19 protein-coding genes are annotated in these 16,003 nt (G+C 67.7%); 5 read left to right on the forward strand and 14 right to left on the reverse strand.

Going from position 1 to position 16,003, the window contains the following annotated elements:
- Positions 1-187 precede the first annotated feature (187 nt).
- Together AC1DES_RS17970 and AC1DES_RS17975 are read left to right on the forward strand one after the other, a co-directional pair.
- Positions 188-691, forward strand: coding sequence for a GNAT family N-acetyltransferase (locus AC1DES_RS17970; protein WP_476897063.1), 504 nt, complete (start codon positions 188-190; stop codon positions 689-691).
- Positions 692-807: 116 nt separating this feature from the next.
- Positions 808-1,242: an acyl-CoA thioesterase gene (locus AC1DES_RS17975; RefSeq protein ID WP_476897064.1), complete on the forward strand. Its 435-nt coding sequence runs from the start codon at positions 808-810 to the stop codon at positions 1,240-1,242.
- Here the strand turns inward: AC1DES_RS17975 and AC1DES_RS17980 are convergent.
- The 4 genes from AC1DES_RS17980 to AC1DES_RS17995 form a co-directional block, all read right to left on the reverse strand.
- Entirely contained in the window at positions 1,239-1,631 is a 393-nt protein-coding gene (locus AC1DES_RS17980; protein ID WP_476897065.1) for a nuclear transport factor 2 family protein, read from the reverse strand. The two genes, AC1DES_RS17975 and AC1DES_RS17980, sit on opposite strands and share 4 nt — an antisense overlap.
- A 161-nt stretch (positions 1,632-1,792) precedes the next feature.
- Positions 1,793-2,983, reverse strand: coding sequence for a 4-hydroxybenzoate 3-monooxygenase (locus AC1DES_RS17985; protein ID WP_476897066.1), 1,191 nt, complete (start codon positions 2,981-2,983; stop codon positions 1,793-1,795).
- 91 nt (positions 2,984-3,074) lie between these two features.
- Positions 3,075-3,854 (reverse strand): IclR family transcriptional regulator, encoded by a 780-nt coding sequence (locus AC1DES_RS17990; protein WP_476897067.1) that lies wholly within the window; start codon positions 3,852-3,854, stop codon positions 3,075-3,077.
- 146 nt (positions 3,855-4,000) lie between these two features.
- Entirely contained in the window at positions 4,001-5,077 is a 1,077-nt protein-coding gene (locus AC1DES_RS17995) for an FUSC family protein (protein WP_476897068.1), read from the reverse strand.
- Between the two features lie 219 nt (positions 5,078-5,296).
- Here AC1DES_RS17995 and mscL point away from each other — a divergent pair, with 219 nt between their 5' ends.
- Complete coding sequence (gene mscL / locus AC1DES_RS18000; RefSeq protein WP_476897069.1) at positions 5,297-5,764, forward strand: large conductance mechanosensitive channel protein MscL; 468 nt, start codon at positions 5,297-5,299, stop codon at positions 5,762-5,764.
- A gap of 84 nt (positions 5,765-5,848) precedes the next feature.
- Complete coding sequence (locus AC1DES_RS18005) at positions 5,849-6,715, forward strand: ACT domain-containing protein (protein ID WP_476897070.1); 867 nt, start codon at positions 5,849-5,851, stop codon at positions 6,713-6,715.
- A 16-nt stretch (positions 6,716-6,731) separates the two neighbouring features.
- Here the strand turns inward: AC1DES_RS18005 and AC1DES_RS18010 are convergent, their stop codons facing one another.
- Complete coding sequence (locus AC1DES_RS18010) at positions 6,732-7,670, reverse strand: diacylglycerol/lipid kinase family protein (RefSeq protein ID WP_476897071.1); 939 nt, start codon at positions 7,668-7,670, stop codon at positions 6,732-6,734.
- Positions 7,671-7,893: 223 nt separating this feature from the next.
- Here AC1DES_RS18010 and AC1DES_RS18015 point away from each other — a divergent pair, with 223 nt between their 5' ends.
- Positions 7,894-8,124 (forward strand): hypothetical protein, encoded by a 231-nt coding sequence (locus AC1DES_RS18015; protein WP_476897072.1) that lies wholly within the window; start codon positions 7,894-7,896, stop codon positions 8,122-8,124.
- Positions 8,125-8,139: 15 nt separating this feature from the next.
- On the opposite strand, the gene AC1DES_RS18020 is transcribed toward AC1DES_RS18015, so the two are convergent.
- The 9 genes from AC1DES_RS18020 to pcaH all read right to left on the reverse strand — a co-directional run bounded on the left by AC1DES_RS18020 (position 8,140) and on the right by pcaH (position 15,976).
- Entirely contained in the window at positions 8,140-8,955 is an 816-nt protein-coding gene (locus tag AC1DES_RS18020; RefSeq protein ID WP_476897073.1) for an IclR family transcriptional regulator domain-containing protein, read from the reverse strand.
- A gap of 47 nt (positions 8,956-9,002) precedes the next feature.
- Positions 9,003-9,707: a 3-oxoacid CoA-transferase subunit B gene (locus tag AC1DES_RS18025; RefSeq protein WP_476897074.1), complete on the reverse strand. Its 705-nt coding sequence runs from the start codon at positions 9,705-9,707 to the stop codon at positions 9,003-9,005.
- Between the two features lies 1 nt (position 9,708).
- Positions 9,709-10,368 (reverse strand): 3-oxoacid CoA-transferase subunit A, encoded by a 660-nt coding sequence (locus AC1DES_RS18030; RefSeq protein WP_476897075.1) that lies wholly within the window; start codon positions 10,366-10,368, stop codon positions 9,709-9,711.
- Positions 10,369-10,371: 3 nt separating this feature from the next.
- Positions 10,372-11,598, reverse strand: a complete 1,227-nt coding sequence (locus AC1DES_RS18035) for a thiolase family protein (protein ID WP_476897076.1) — start codon at positions 11,596-11,598, stop codon at positions 10,372-10,374.
- 85 nt (positions 11,599-11,683) lie between these two features.
- The gene (gene pcaC / locus AC1DES_RS18040) at positions 11,684-12,178 is read right to left on the reverse strand and encodes a 4-carboxymuconolactone decarboxylase (RefSeq protein WP_476897077.1); all 495 of its coding nucleotides are present in this window, start codon (positions 12,176-12,178) and stop codon (positions 11,684-11,686) included.
- Positions 12,175-12,993: an alpha/beta fold hydrolase gene (locus AC1DES_RS18045; protein ID WP_476897078.1), complete on the reverse strand. Its 819-nt coding sequence runs from the start codon at positions 12,991-12,993 to the stop codon at positions 12,175-12,177. Before AC1DES_RS18045 ends, pcaC begins: the two co-directional genes overlap by 4 nt.
- On the reverse strand, positions 12,986-14,500 hold the full coding sequence (locus tag AC1DES_RS18050) for a lyase family protein (protein ID WP_476897079.1): 1,515 nt from the start codon (positions 14,498-14,500) through the stop codon (positions 12,986-12,988). Before AC1DES_RS18050 ends, AC1DES_RS18045 begins: the two co-directional genes overlap by 8 nt.
- Complete coding sequence (gene pcaG / locus AC1DES_RS18055; RefSeq protein WP_476897080.1) at positions 14,497-15,063, reverse strand: protocatechuate 3,4-dioxygenase subunit alpha; 567 nt, start codon at positions 15,061-15,063, stop codon at positions 14,497-14,499. The genes AC1DES_RS18050 and pcaG overlap by 4 nt, the downstream gene beginning before the upstream one ends.
- Positions 15,056-15,976 carry a protocatechuate 3,4-dioxygenase subunit beta gene (gene pcaH, locus AC1DES_RS18060; RefSeq protein ID WP_476897081.1) on the reverse strand — a complete coding sequence of 307 codons (921 nt, stop codon included), beginning with the start codon at positions 15,974-15,976 and terminating at the stop codon, positions 15,056-15,058. The genes pcaG and pcaH overlap by 8 nt, the downstream gene beginning before the upstream one ends.
- Positions 15,977-16,003: the final 27 nt, after the last annotated feature.

The raw sequence follows: 16,003 nt of genomic DNA on the forward strand, positions 1-16,003 counted from the left end.
TCAGCCCCATCACCGGAAGTGGAACCGGCGCCAACCCCAAGCGAACCAAACGGGCCACACCAGACTGCCCGGAAACAGAAAACAACCGCCCGCCAGCCGCGGCCACAAATCAGCGGCCAACAACGAGCATCATGAAAAATCGAGGCTAGCCTTGAGTCGCATAACCCTTCGGCGAATCGAGGCAGCGATGCAGACCAATCCCCGGCTCAACATCCGGCAGGTCACGTGGGCCAACCCGGTGGGGGCGGCCCTGCGGGCAGCCCAGCAGGCTGAACTTGATGCCCGTTTCGGCACCAGCGGACACGAGCCAGGACCGCCGCCGTCGGAAGCCGACACTGCCGTTTTCCTCGTCGCCCACGACAAGGCGTCGGGCCAGCCCGTAGGCTGCGGGGGGCTCCGGATCCTGGCGGGGCACACCGCCGAGATCAAGCGGCTTTACGTGCTGCCGTACACGCGTGGTTCCGGCATCGCGAGCTCAATCCTCGCGGCACTGGAGGCCCATGCCCATGCCCTCGGCATCACCACCATCACCGCGGAAGCGGGCTCGGTCCAGACGGACGGTAGGCAATTCTACGAGAACTCCGGCTTCGGGCCCGTGCCGAATTTCGGGCCGTACGTCGGCGTCGAGCACTCCTACTGCTACGCCAAGACGATCGATTCCCACAGCGCCGCGCACACCGCCATGGCCTGAGGACGTGCGCCGAGGGCCGATACATGTACGCAAGCCGGTCCCGGTCACCCTTGGACCCGTCGCCTCGGGAGGCGTCACACTGGGGGCGGCGCACCGCCGTCGGCTAACCTCGCACTATGGAACAGGCCGACATCACTTTCCGCACCCGCAAATGGGTGCGGCCCGAAGATCTCAACGCCAACGGCACGCTGTTTGGTGGAAGCCTGTTGAAATGGATCGACGAGGAAGCGGCAATTTACGCCATCCTGCAGCTGGGCAACGGCCGGGCCGTCACCAAATACATTTCCGAAATCAACTTTGTCAGTTCCGCTGTCCAGGGGGATCTGGTCGAAATGGGCCTCACCGCGACCCGCTTCGGCCGGACGTCACTGACCATGCGCGCCGAGGTCCGGAACATGATCACCCGACAGAGCATCCTCACAATTGAGGAAATCGTCTTCGTGAACCTGAGCCATGCCGGGAAACCCGAACCGCACGGCTATACCGAGATCACGTATGACCGGGACCGGATTCCGACCCACCACCTGACGGGGACCCTGGATCAGGACTAGACCCAGAAATCGTCGAACTTTCCGGTGTCCTCGAAGTACTCCCGCCCTTCCGTGATCTTTCCGTCGCGGACCACAAACGTGATGACCGTGGCCACGTCCAGGGTCTTGCCGTTGTTTGTTCCTTGGGTCTGCTGGATCGCAACCGTGCAGTTCTCCCCGCCGACAATGTCCTTGAGGTTGGCCTGGAAGTCACCCTTGGTGCGCGCCCCTAATTCGCCGAAGTACGCCAGAACGGCGTCGCGGCCTTGTTTTTTCCCCGATAGCACGCCACTTCCGCCGACGTGCCAGACCGCGTCCTCCGCGAACATCTCGCTGAGGCTCGCCATATCTCCGGCGTTGAAGGCCTCGTACCCCCGCCGGACCAGTTCAACATTCTCTGCGGTTCCCATGATCGGACACCTCTCCATCGTCCTTGTCGGGGTCATGCTGGGACGGCTTAAGGGTAGTCCTGGCCCGGGGGCCTGTCGATAAGAAGATAGTGACGTGAGCAAGCCGCTGACCCCGGAGTCGGGCCCGCGACGGGCGGCCTGGGAGGTGCCCTCAGGCGCCCTTAGTGGGCCCCGGGCCAGCCGGTGTAGGCCTCCGCGAGGTACGCCCGGCCGTGGCGGGATGACACCACCGCATTGAGCTCGCCTAGCTGGCGGGCGCGGGCGAAGTCGTCGGCGCCGGCCGGGGTGTGAAGCATGGAGGTCATCCAGTAGGAGAACTGCTGGGCCTTCCAGACCCGGTCCAGGGCCCGGTTGCTGTAGGCGTCCAGCAGCACGGTCGAGCCGGTTGCGTAGAAGCTGTCGAGCCCCTCGATGAGCACCCTGACATCGTTCAGTGCCAGGTTCAGGCCCTTGGCCCCGGTGGGCGGGACAGTGTGGGCGGCGTCGCCGGCCAGGAAAAGGTTCCCGTGGCGCATCGGCGCGTGGACGAAGCTGCGGAACTTCAGGACGGTCTTATCGATGACCGGTCCCTCCTTGAGCTCGAACCCGTTGCCGTTGACGCGGCTGCGGAAGGCCTCCCAGATGCGTTCCTCGCTCCAGTCGTGGACGTCCTCGTTGGGATCGCACTGGAAGTACATCCGCTGGACCTTTTCGGTGCGCTGGCTGATGAGGGCAAAGCCGTTCTCGGAGTTGGCGTAGATCAGCTCCTCCGAACTGCGCGGCGCCTCCGCCAGGATGCCGAACCAGGCGAAAGGGTACTCGTGGAAGTACCACTTCCGGTCCGCTTCGGGAATCTGGAAGCGGCAGTGGCTGCGCGAGCCATCCGCGCCTGTGATGAACTCGGCCTGAAGTTCGTACTCCACTCCGGCGGAGTCGGTGAACCAGACTTTCGGCTTGCCTGCGATGTCGTGGATGGTGGTGTCGGTAACGCTGTACCTGACGTCGCCGCCGTCGGCCCGGCGCCGTGCGGCGAGGTCGGTGAACACGTCGGTCTGGGGGTAGAGCCACACTGATTCCCCGACGAGGTCCTGGAAGTCGATCCGGTGGCTTTCCCCGTTGAAGCGAAGCTCGATCCCGTCGTGGCGGTCGCCCTTCCGCAGCACCCGGTCGGACACTCCACTGTCCACGAGCATCTTCACCGAGCCGTGCTCGAGGATGCCGGCGCGGACGGTTTCCGAGATCTCCTGGTGGCTGCGGATTTCGATGACAGTGGATTCGATCCCGGCCTTGGCCAGCAGGTGGGACAACATGAGCCCCGCCGGTCCGGCACCCAGGATCGCGACCTGGGTGGTGATGACTTTACGGTTTGCCATGTGTTCCTCGCTTCGTTGCGGGCCCCGGCGGCGTGCCCTGGGCCGGATGGATCCCTTGGCTACCAGTCTGCTCCGGGATGCGTGATCCGCGTTACAATGCTTCCATTGAACGGAAGTGTGCACTGCCTGGGGACTCCCCCAGCCGCCGCCCGATGCCGCGGGCGGCGGTCTGCAGGGCGGGAACGAGCGCCTGCAGGCGCACCTCATGCAGGGGAACCACGACGCCGAGGGCGGCCACTGCGTGTTTCTTGCGGTCCAGCACCGGGACTGCAATGCCCCACGTGTCAGGGTCCACCACCCCGGCCAGCTGCGCATAGCCCTGGCGCGCGGCTTCTGCCAGCAGAACCCGTAGGTCCCCGGCCGTGGGCCGGACGGCGGTGCCGGTGATACTCCTGAGGTAGTCAGCCTGGGCGCCCCCGGGCTGGTTAGCCATGAGCACCAGCCCGGCAGAGGACAGGTGCACGGGCATCCGGCCCGCCACTTGGGCGCGGTTGGCGACCGACCCGCGCCGGGACAGCCGCTCAACGAACAACGCCTCCCAGCCGTCCAGCACGGCGAGGTTCACGTTCTGGTTGAGCACCTGCTGGATGTCCTCCATGAACGGCAGGGCCGCCTGGCGGAGCTCCAGTGTGGGGGAATTCCGGTTGACAATTTCCCACAGGCGCAGGCCCAGCCGCACCGAGCCGCCGGGACCGAGATCCAGCAGGCCATGCCCGGCCAGCTGCCGGACCAGCCGATGGGCCGTGGTGAGGGGCAGGCCAGACCGGGCGGCCAGTTCGGAAAGCTGCAGGACGGTGACGCCCTCCGGAAACGCGGCGATCACGCGCACCACGCGGTCCACCACGGAATCACCGGAACCCGAGTTCGCCACGCTTCCCCTCATCCATCCGCGCTTCCATTCAATGGTTTTTAGTGTCCCATACAACACCGCGGAGCGACACAACTCCCAGCCTCGGGAAGCTCCGACCGGAAGGCGAAGCTCCGGCCGGAAGCCGAAGGTGCGGCCGGGCGGCAGGCTCAGGCAGCGGCGCGCCGCAGCGCCCGGCGTTGCTGGAGGCGGCGCCAGGCGCTGGGGGCCAGCACGACGGCGATGCCGACGGCGGCGCCGATGACGGTCTCCAGAATCCGGTCCCGGAGCAGGACTCCCGGCGATACGGGCGCCACCAGCAGGGTGGAGATCAGGGCCAGCGGCGTGACAAACACCTGGGCCAGGGCATACTGGCGGGCAATGAACATTTCCGCACCGAACTGGCAGGCGGCGATCACCAGCACTGTCTGCCACGGCGCGGGCTGGAACAACAGGATGCCTGCCAGCAGCACCAGTCCCACGGCCGTGCCGATGAGTCGCTGCACGCCCCGGCTGATGCGGTGGCGTGTGGTGTGTCCCACGAGCGGGACGACGGCAGCAACCATGGCCCAGTAGTTGTGGCCGAAGCCGAGCCATTCGCCGGCCATGGTCGCCAGCGTTCCGGCCAGCCCGGCCGCCACCAGGTATCCGCCGGCTTCGAGCCGGGCCGCCCGTTTCTCGGCCGGAGCCAGCCTCGCGCGTGCCGGCCGCCCCCATGGCGTCCGGCGGCTCCGGGCCACGCGTGAGGACATCCCGACCAGCAGGCAGAAAGCGACTGTCAGCACCGCGACGAGCATGCCCTGCCACAGCGGCGGCTGGCCGCGGATCGACGCGATGGCCGCGAAGGCGAAGATATGGAAGAGGGATCCTGCCGGGCGCAGGCGCCACCATGCGACGACCAGGGAGCAGCCTCCCGCGACGGCCGTGGTGGCCACGACCTGGACCCACGTGGTGCTGGCCGGGGAGAGCGCAAACGCCTGGCCGGTGCGCGCCGTCAGGGCAGCCAGAAGCATCACCAGCAGCATCAGCCCGCCGGCCCGCAACTGGATCACGAACCGTTTACCGTGCGGCTCATTCCGGCCGTAGATCCCGGTGAACGCGCCGAACGACGCGAAGATGGCCAGATCCAGGCGGTGCAGGAGCACGAGGGTGATCAGCGGAACGAAGACGCCTATGGCGCAACGGAGTGCGACCCGATGGTCCTTGTTGGCTGGTGCCATGGTGAACATCTCGGCGAGCATCTTCACGGAGCGGGGCGCCTTTCGTTGCGGTCGGAGTATTACGACGGCGGCACTGGCATCCGCCCCTGATTTTACGCCGGAACGGGGCCGTCTCGGCATCGTGCACCGTTGATCGGAACCCGCCGGACGCGCACGGGGTGGTAGCGTCTAGCGGTTGCCTGAAGCAGCAAAGTCTGCAGCGGCTAACAGTGAAGACATTAAAGAACGGCACACCGGAGGTCCCCCATGCTCAAAGGATTCAAAGATTTCATCCTGCGCGGCAACGTGATCGAACTGTCCATCGCCGTCGTCGTAGGCACGGCCTTCACGGCCTTGGTAAGCGCGTTCACGGCTAACATCGTCAACCCGATCATTGCAGCCGCGGGCGGCGTCGCGACGGACGGGCTGGGCTTCCACATCTGGCCCGGCAACCCGAAGACCTTCGTCAACATCGGCGCAGTGGTCACGGCCTTTGTGACCTTCCTGATCACAGCGGCGGTGGTGTACTTCATCTTCGTGGCGCCAATGAACCGGATCAACAGGCTGGTCAAGAACCGCCTGGGCACGGCCGAGCCCGAAGAGAAGCCGATACCGGCCGACACGGCCCTGCTTGCCGAAATCCGGGACCTGCTGGCCCGGCTGGCCGGCCCGGACAATGACGGTGGCGCGGTTGCCCGGACGTCCGGCGAACTCTCCGGAGAGCGGCGCCGTTAGGCGCACGTCGGGACCCCGGCGGCCGGTCCACAACTGTCACCAGGCGGCAACCCGCCTGAAACAGCCGGCCGCCATCATGGGAGCATGAAACCCAAAGCCAATGGCAATGCACAGGGTCCGGCCGCCTCCGAGTTGAGCTGCGAAGTATGCGGGCAGATGCCCGAACCCACCAAGGCGCGGCTGACCCTGGCCAATGTCGCTGTGATGCTCCCGATCGAACTGCTGGTGCATGCCGCCGTGGTGGAAACGCACCTGCCGTATGTGGCCAAGGTTCTGGTCCTCACCATGACTGCGACGATCCTCGTGATCTGGGTTGCGGAACCCTCAGCGGCGCGGATGCTGCGGCGCTGGCTCCATGCCCCGGCCCTGCGCCACCGCAGGAAGCTCGTGGCGGCACCTGCCCTCTGGCGGGCCCGCACCGTTTTGCAGGACAAGCCGGGATCACTGCAGAAGGTCACGCAGGCCCTGGCAGCGCTGGAGACGAACATCCTGAGCATCCACGTCCACCCGGTCGCCGGCGGGGTCCTCGACGAGTTTGTGCTCTCCGCGCCGGGGGAGCTGACGGAAGGCGAACTGCTCCGGGCCCTGAAGGCCGGTGGCGGGGCCGAGCCGCACGCCTGGCCCACCACGGCCTTGGCCATGGCCGACGGACAGACCGGGGCGCTGAGCCTCGCCGCCCGGATAGCCGGCAACCCGGGCGAACTGCCGCTGGCGGTCGCGGAACTGCTCCGGGCGCGGATCTGGACGGCACCGGCCTCCGGCGCCCCCGAAGCGAAGACTCCCCCGGCCAGGGACGGCACCTTTCTGCGGCTCCCGACCGCCTGGCACGGCCCCCTCACGTTTGTCAGGCCCGGCGAACCGTTTACGCCGGCCGAGTCAGCACGCGCGCACCGGCTTGCGGAACTCGCCGAGATACTGGCCCACCGCCCGGCCGTCTCGACGGACCCCTGATGGCAGGACGGAGGCGTCAGGCCGCCGTCATCCGGACGGCGAGGGCCCCGTGGTCCACGGAGACTTTGAGGTGCTTCGCCTTGCCGAGGTGGTCGCCGTCGAGCTGGAATTCCTGTTCGTGGTCCAGTTCGATTTCCGCGGATTTGCCCGTGAAGTACTCCACGGACTGGTTCTTCCTGCCCTTGCGGCCAAACACCCCGGCCAGGACGTTCAGCCAGCCGAGCCGTCCGATCGGAGCCAGGATCACGACGTCGAGGATGCCGTCATCGACCTTGGCGTCGGGGAAGATTTCCACACCGCCCATGATCTTGCCGCAGTTTCCGACCATCACGCTGCGGAGCCGGCGGCGCACGGGGTGCTTCCCGTCGACGCTGATCTTCGCCTTGACCGGTTTGCCGGGCAGGTGCCGGATGCCCGCCTCCACATACGCAAGCCAGCCCACACGGTCCTTGAGCCCGTCAACGGTATTTGCCATGATCGCGGCGTCATAGCCGAGCCCGGCCATGACCAGGAATAGCTGCTGCTCCTCGGCGTGGTCAAGGCTCGCCCGGACGACGTCCACCTTGACGTCGCTGCCGTTCAGGATGTCGTAGCTGGCGGCCACCGGGTCGGTGATGTCGACGCCGATGTTGCGAGCCAGGAGGTTCCCGGTGCCCAGCGGAACCAGGCCCATGGGCGTTCCGGTGCCGGCGAGGACCTCGGCCACGCAGCGGACAGTACCGTCGCCGCCGGCGGCGATGACGACGTCGACTCCGGCCTCAAGGGCCTGGCGCGCCTGGCCCAGTCCGGTGTCCTCTGCCGTGGTTTCGAGCCAGAGCGGTTCGGCCCAGCCTTCTGTCTCGCAGAGCCGGTGGAAGGCGGCCTTGAAGTCCTCGCCCGAGGATTTCATGGGGTTAATGACGACGGCGGCGCGCTTGGCCTGTGTGCTCTCAGGCGCGGGGTTGTTCTCTGTCATGGCGTCCTTCGGAGGCAAGGGGGCGGGAGGTGTCCCGAAGTGAAATCTTATCCGCAGTCCTGCGTAACTTCCGCAGCGCCGGGCCGGATCGTGGACGTTCCATCCGCGGGGTCACTAGACTGGGCATGCTTATGTACTGGAGCATGCCGGCCGCTGTTCGCGCCCGGCGGCCTGTCCGGATCATCCTGCCGGGCCCGCTTCAGACGTCGAAAGCGGGGGGCACGTGACTGAACAAGAGAAGTACTCGGCCGAGGCTGAGGCATCCAGCATGGATCCCCATGACTGGGGCAGGGCAATGGCACTGGCGGTCACTCGGCTTGCTGAACAGTTGGCGCCCGAGCACAGCGAGGACATTCACGCCTCCCTCGTCGGCAGGGATCTGCACTTGAAGATCAGTGACGATCCCGACGGGGTCACCATCAGGGTTTCAACGGGGCCGATCTCCGGGTCCTGAGCCTGGGCTCCGTAGTTAACGGCCCGAGGACAGGTCGTCGGAGATGATTTGCGCGGTGGCCACGGTGGCCCGGCGCACCGAGTCCAGGTAAGCCTCCGGGTCCGTTTGTGCTGCCACGGACTGGGCCTGCAGCGAGACGTTGATGGCCGCTACGACTTTGGGCCCGTCACAGACCGGCGCCGCGATGGACATCAGCCCGAGTTCAAGTTCCTGGTCCAGCAGGCACCAGCCCTGTGTGCGGACGGTGTCCAGCTCGGCCATGAGCTCCGCCGGCGTGCCGATGGCCCGCGGGGTGAGCGGACGAATCTCGACGGCAGCCAGGTATTCCTGTAGTTTCGCGGCCGGAAGGGCGGCGAGCAGCACCCGTCCCATCGAGGTGGCGTACGCCGGGAAACGCGTTCCCACCGTGATGCCGACGGTCATGATCCGCCGGGTCGAAACGCGGGCGACATACGCGATGTCGGTGCCCTCCAGCACGGCGGCCGACGTCGATTCCCCCAGCTCGTGTGAGAGTTCCTCAAGGTGCGGCTGGGCGAGCTGGGGCAACGACAACCCGGACAGGTAGGCATAGCCGAGCTGCAGCACCCTGGCGGTCAGCGCGAAGATCTTGCCGTCCGTGCGGACGTAGCCGAGTTCCACGAGGGTGTGCAGGAAGCGCCGGGCGGTGGCCCGGGTCAAATCCGTCCGGGCAGCCACTTCTGTCAGCGTCATCTTCGGATGCTCCGTGTCGAAGGCACGGATCACGGCCAGCCCGCGAGCCAGCGACTGGACGTACTGGTCACTGGCAGGGGGTGTGCTGTTCGACGTGGCGGCCTTTGCTGCGTCAATCATTTCTCGCCTCTCGGTTCCGCATCACTGTATACGCGCGGGAGGGGGTGTCAGCTTCCGGCGGCGGAGGCGGCCCTGAGCGGCACCGGCACCATGTCCTGCAGTTCCTCAAGGGTGCAGCCGAAGGTTTCCCGGACCTCGACGCCGTCGGGGCCTGTCAGGAAGACGGCCTTGTCGGTGTAGACGCGGGTGACGCAGCCGATCCCGGTGAGCGGGTAGGTGCAAGCCTCCACGAGCTTGGACACGCCCTCGCGGGTCAGGAGCGTCATCATCACGAAGACGTCCTTGGCCCCTGTGGCGAGGTCCATCGCTCCGCCGACAGCGGGAATCGCGTCGGGGGCGCCGGTGTGCCAGTTGGCGAGGTCGCCGGTGGCGGAGACCTGGAACGCGCCGAGGACGCAGATGTCCAGGTGCCCGCCGCGCATGATGGCGAACGAATCGGCGTGGTGGAAGTAGGACGCGCCGGGCAGCTCGGTGACCGGGATCTTCCCGGCGTTGATGAGGTCTCCGTCGATCTGGTCCCCGGCGGCTTCGGGGCCCATGCCCAGCATGCCGTTCTCGGTGTGGAGCGTGATGTTCTGCTCCGGCTCGAGGTAGTTGGAGACCAGGGTCGGCTGGCCGATGCCGAGGTTCACGAAGGAGCCGGGCTTGATGTCCCGGGCCACCAGGCGGGCCAGGTCGTCGCGGCCCAGCGGCTTCTCGGCGGTCCGGATATTTGTCCGGACAGCCGCCTGGTCATTTGTCGGGATGCTCATCTCAGGCCACCTTCACAATGCTGTTGACGTAGATTCCGGGAGTCACGATGATCTCCGGGTCGAGGCTGCCGGTGGGGACGATCCCCGACACCTGTGCCACGGTGTGCTTGGCCGCGGCGGCCATGATCGGCCCGAAATTCCGGGCGGTCTTGCGATAGACGAGGTTGCCCTTGCCGTCGGCCTTGAGGGCTTTGATCAGGGCGACGTCGGCGTGGATGGGGGTCTCGAAGACCTGGCCGCGGCCGTCGAGGATCCGGGTTTCCTTGCCTTCGGCGAGCATGGTGCCGTACCCCGTGGGGGTGAAGAAGCCGCCGATCCCGGCGCCCGCGGCACGGATCCGCTCGGCCAGGTTGCCCTGCGGGACGAGCTCGAGCTCGATCTCACCGGCGCGGAACTTCGCGTCGAAGTGCCAGGAATCGGACTGCCGCGGGAAGGAGCAGATCATCTTCTTCACCCGGCCCTCCTTGATCAACAGGGCCAGCCCCTGGTCGCCCTGGCCGGCGTTGTTGTTGACCACGGTCAGGTCGGTGGCGCCGCACTCCAGCAGGGCGTCGATGAGTTCGAACGGCTGGCCGGCGTTGCCGAAGCCGCCGATCATGACGGTGGAGCCGTCCTTGATGCCGGCGACGGCCTCGCCGACCGTGTCAATGAAATTCAGCATGGCCTAGCCCTTTACTGGTTGTGCCGGCAGGTTATGCCCACGGGCGGTGGTGACGTTCTCGAGGACGACGGCCAGGCCCTGGCCGACGCCGATGCAGATCGCGGCGACGCCCCAGCGTTCACCGGAGGCCTGGAGACTGCGGGCCAGGGTGCCCAGGATCCGGCCGCCGGAGGCGCCGAGCGGGTGGCCCATCGCGATCGCGCCGCCGTGCCGGTTCACGATCGAAGGGTCGATGCCCCAGGCGCTGATGCAGGCCAGGGACTGCGCGGCGAACGCCTCGTTCAGTTCGACGGCGCCGACCTGGTCCCAGCCGATGCCGGCCTTCGCGAGGGCCTTGTTCGCCGCCTCCACCGGGGCGTAGCCGAAGAACTGGGGATCGTTCGCGTGCGCGCCGCGCCCGGCGATCCTGGCCAGCGGGTCCAGGCCCAGGATCCCGGCGGCGGCCTCGGATCCGAGCCACGCCGCGGAGGCGCCGTCCGAGAGCGGGGAGGCATTCCCGGCCGTGACCGTCCCGTCTTCGGCGCGGAACACGGTCTTGAGCCCGGCAAGCTTCTCCGCCGAGGACCCGGGACGGATGCCCTCGTCCCGGACCAGGCCGGTGCCCGGGACCGGTGCGACGAGGGTGTCGTAGAAACCATCGTCCCAGGCCGCGGCGGCCAGGTTGTGGGAGTTGGCGGAGAACTCGTCCTGCGCCTGGCGGGTGATCCCGTACTTTTCGGCCAGCCGTTCGGTGGCCTCGCCCAGGGAGATGGTCCACTCCGGGCGCATGGCCTGGTTCACCAGGCGCCAGCCCAGCGTCGTGGAGACCAGGGAAAGGTCCCCGGCCGGGTAGGGCTTCTCGGTCTTGGGCAGCACCCACGGCGCCCGGGACATGGACTCGGCGCCGCCGACCAGCATCAGCTCCGCGTCCCCGGTGCTGATCTGGCGGGAGGCGATGATAGCCGCGTCCAGCGAGGACCCGCAGAGCCGGTTGACCGTGGTCCCCGGGATCGAGACCGGCAGCCCTGCCAGCAGGGTGCCCATCCGGGCGATGTTGCGGTTCTCCTCACCGGCGCCGTTCGCGTTCCCGAACACCACCTCATCGATCCGCTCAACATCGAGCCCCGGCGCGCGCTTGACGGCCTCCCCGATCACATGCGCGGCGAGGTCATCCGGCCGGACCGCGGCCAGACCGGAACCGAACTTCCCGAACGGAGTCCGCACGGCGTCGTAAATAAAAGCCTGGTTCATACTGTTCCTCTAATTTCCGTCTGGGAATCCCAACTAGCTAGCAGTTAAGGCCGTTCTGGACGTCCAAAACGGCCTTAACTGCCAGCTAGTTGGGAGGGGTGGCTGCGTCAAACGCCGTGTTGTCCATTTCGGTGTTGTCCATTTCATGGAATACTTGCTGGGCGGTCTTGAAGGCGGTGTTGGCGGAGGGGACCCCGCAGTAGATGGCGGTCTGCAGCAGGATTTCCTTGATTTCATCCCTGCTCAGGCCGTTGGTGATGGCAGCGCGGATGTGCATGGCGAGTTCTTCCCAGTGCCCGTGGGCCACCATCGCGGTGATGGTGACAGCCGAGCGCATCTGCCGGCTCAGGCCCGGGCGGGTCCAGATCCCGCCCCAGGCGATCCGGGTGATCATGTCCTGGAAGTCCTCCGTGAAGGAGTCCTTCTTGGCGTTGGCGCGATCCACGTGCGCTGCGCCCAGGACCTCGCGGCGGACGATCATGCCGCCTTCGTAGATCTCCTGGCTCGTAGCGGTGGGCTGGACCACGCCGTGGCGCTGCGGCCCGTTGAGCTCGGGGCTGCTGAGTTGGGGTCCGGTCATTCGCCCTCTCCTTGGGTCTCGGTCCAGCTGATGAGGCTCTTCAGCAGCTCGGCGACGTGGCCCGGCGCCTCGAAGGGGGCCAGGTGTGCCACGCCCTCCAGGCTGACAGCCGTGGCGGTCCCGCCGCCGGAGGTGATGCCCGCTGCCACCTCCTCGGCCATCGACGGCGGGGCAACGGCGTCCAGGACGCCGGCAACGACCTGGGTGGGGACGCGGATGGTGCCGAGCTGGTCCCGCACGTCGAAGCCGGCCAGGGCCTCGCAGCAGAAGGCGTAGCTGAAGCGGTCGGCGTCCCGCAGGGTGTGCAGGAGCCGGCCGCTGAGCTCCGGCTGGCGCTCCATGAACCCCGGGGCGAACCAGCGCTCCGCGGAGCCCTGGATCATCACCGGCGTGCCCTGCGTGCGCACGGTTTCGGCTCGCTCCAGCCAGCCCTCGGGCGTGCCGATCTTCGCGCCGGAGCACTGCACGGAGAGGCTCTTGAGCCGGTCGCCGTGCTTGATGCCGAGCTGCAGGCCGGTGGCCCCGCCGAGGGACACCCCGGCGTAATGGAAGCGCGCACCGGGGGCGATCGAATCGACCAGGCCGATCACGGCGTCGGCCAGCTCGGCGACGGTGAATGTCTCGTGTGCCGCGGGCGAGACGCCGTGCCCGGGCAGGTCCCAGGCGACGACGTCGACGTCGACGCCCAGGATGGCGCCGGCCTGGCTCCAGAGCAGCGAGGAGGTCCCGAGCGAGGGGCCCACGACGAGGAGGGGCTTGTCGCCGAGCGGGCGCTGGGGCGAGAGCAGGACTGCTTTGACGGTGGGTCTAGCCACGGGAGGCTCCGTTCTGAAGTGGGTGGGCGGCGGCACGGTCATATTCAGGTGAGGCCGGGCCGGCGGCGTAGTCCGGATACGCCGCGAGGATCCGGCGGGAGATCTCGGCGGCCTGACCGAGGTATTTGGCCGGGTCCAGAAGCTCCTCAAGCCGGGCATCGGAGAGCAGCTCCGCGGGCACGGCCGCCCGGAGCAGACGGCGGTAGGTGGCCGCCTGTTCGGCCGCCGGGGCCTGGAGCGTCTGGTCCACGACGGCCTGCAGTCGCTGCTTGCCGCTCTTGCCTAAACCGTGCGGGCTGTTCATGTCGTCGAGCAGAGGCGCCACGGCGGCGGTGACGGCCTCGGACAGCAGCAGCGGACCGGAGAGGCCCAGGTTGCGGCGCATGGCATCAGGGAAAACCTGCAGCCCCTCGGCGAGTTCGCGCAGCTGCCCGGCGGCGCCAAGGGCGAGACGGAGCAGCTGGCGCAGGGCCGGCCATTCGCTGTGCCAGGCGCCGTCGGGGCGCTCGTCATTGAAATTGGCGGCCGCCAGGTGCAGCTGTGCAGCAAGGTTTGGTGCCTGCAGGGCGGCACTGCGGACCAGCACGGACAGTACGGGATTCTGTTTTTGCGGCATGGCGGAGGAAACACCGCGGCCGGCTGCGCGCGGTTCTGCCAGTTCGGCCACCTCCGCCCGGCTGAGGAACAGCACGTCGGAGGCGATCTTACCAGCAGCATCGGTCACGGTGGCGAGGGCATCGCCCAGGGCCGTCACGGGAAGCCGGTTGGTGTGCCACGGCGCCGGCACCGGGGCGAGGCCGAGTTCGGCGGCCAGCCGGTCCGACAGGTCGAAGGGGGTGAGCGGCGAGCCTGCGGTCAGCCCGGTTCCGGCGGCGAGGGTTCCCGCCGCACCGCCGGTTTGCACCGGCAGTTCAAGGGACTCGAGCCGGCGCGCGGCCGCCGCGAGTCCGTGGAACCATTGCGCTGCCTTGAGGCCGAAGCTGAACGGCAGTGAGTGCTGGGTCAGGCTGCGGCCAACGCACAGGGTGTGCTTGTGCCGGTTGGCAAGGGCGGCCAGCGCCGCCGTCGTGGCCGAGAGCTCGGTGAGCAGTCCGCGTATGGCGCCCTGGGCCAGCAGCATGAGGGCCGAGTCGAGCACGTCCTGGCTTGTCAGCGATGTGTGCACGGCTTTCCCTGCGCCGATGCCGCCGGTATCGAGCGCCTTAACCTGCCGCCGGAGGTCAGCGAGGAGCGGAATGACCGGGTTGGCCCCGCCTTGGGCGCGCACGGCGATGTCCGCGACGTCGTAGCGGTCCATCCCGGCTGCCTCCGCCACGAGGGCTGCGGAACCGGCCGGCGCGAGGGCAGCATCCTGCAGGACCGTGGCCCAGGCGGCCTCGACCCGGAGGATGGCAGCCAGCACCGCGCGGTCCCCGGTCAGCGCCGCCACGAGGGGCGACGCCGACACGGGGCTCAGCAGGCCGAAATCGCCCTGCAGGGCCGCGGCGCCGGATTCGAAGGAGGTCACTTCGAGGCATCCTCGAAGTCAAGGAAGACTGTCTCGTCCCCGCCCTGGAGCCTGATGTCCCAGCTGAGGCCGCCGTCGGGATCCCGGCGTGCGATCAGTGTCTTGCGGCGTGCCGGTTCCAAGGAGCTGAGCAGCGCGTCCTTGGCCAGGGCCTCTTCGTCTTCCGGCAGGTAGACCCTCGTGAAGAGACGGTTCATGAGGCCGCGCGCAAACACGGCCACGGAGATGAACGGCGCGGCCCCGGGCTCAGTGGGGCCCGGGTTCACGGTGGTGAACGTGAAGACGCCCGTGTTGCCCACCGCGCTGCGGCCGAACCCGGTGAAGGTATAGTCGTCCCGGACCAGGGAGCCCGTGTGGTGGGGGACCAAGCCGTGCGCGTCGGCCTGCCAGATTTCCAGGATCGCGTCCGGGATGGGGTGGCCCGCGCCGTCGTACACGGTGCCCTGGAGCCGGATGGAGCCCGGGGATCCGGGGGCCAGGAGCTCACGGTCCTTCGCGTAGGGCAGCGCGTAACCGTAGAAGGGCCCTACGGTCTGGCCAGGGGTGGGGGTGAGTTTACTCATGGTCATCGCCGTCTGCTCCCAAAGCCTCGTTTTCGGTCCAGGTCCGCTTGGACCCGGTCAGGACAATGTCCCAGTTGTACGCCAGGGCCCATTCGGGCTTGGTCTGTTCGTGGTTGTAGGTGGCCACGAGCCGGTCCCGCGCGTCCTGGTCCACGATCGACTGGTAGATCGGGTCCAGCGGGAAGAGCTGGTCGCCGGGGAAGTACATCTGGGTAATGATCCGCTGGGTAAATTCCTGGCCGAACAAGGAGAAGTGGATGTGGGCCGGGCGCCAGGCGTTGAGGTGGTTCTTCCACGGGTAGGCGCCGGGCTTGATGGTGGTGAAGGTGTAGGAGCCGTCGGCACCCGTGATGCAGCGGCCGACGCCAGTGAAGTTGGGGTCGAGCGGCGCCGGGTGCTGGTCGCGCTTGTGGATGTAGCGGCCGGCGGAGTTGGCCTGCCAGATTTCGACGAGCTGACCGGCGACAGGGCGGCCGTCGCCGTCGAGCACGCGGCCGGAGACAATGATGCGTTCGCCCAGCGGTTCACCGTTGTGCTGGATGGTGAGGTCGGATTCGAGGGCGTGCACGTCCATGTGCCCGAACGCCGGGGAGTACAGTTCGATGGTCTCCGGGTCGGCATGGTGCAGGTCCTTGGTGGGGTGGCGCAGGACGCTGCTGCGGTAGGGCGCGTAGTCCAGCCGGGGCTGGGTCTCGACCGGGGCACCGTTCTTGAGCGCCTGGGCGTAGGCCTCGCCGAGGGCTTTCATTTCGGCGCTGAGGTCCGACTGGGACTCTGCAGCTGCATCCCCGGCAGGGACAGCACCGGCGTACGTCTTTGGTGCGGCTCCGGTTGCGGCCTGTGGCGCCGCGTCCGACACGTCCTCGGTGATCGGGTCGGCATTGAAAATTTCGAGGTTGATATCTTCAGGCACAGCAGCCTCCTTTCGTTCGGTGTTGGT

Source organism: Arthrobacter sp. 05T442 (assembly GCF_056395945.1).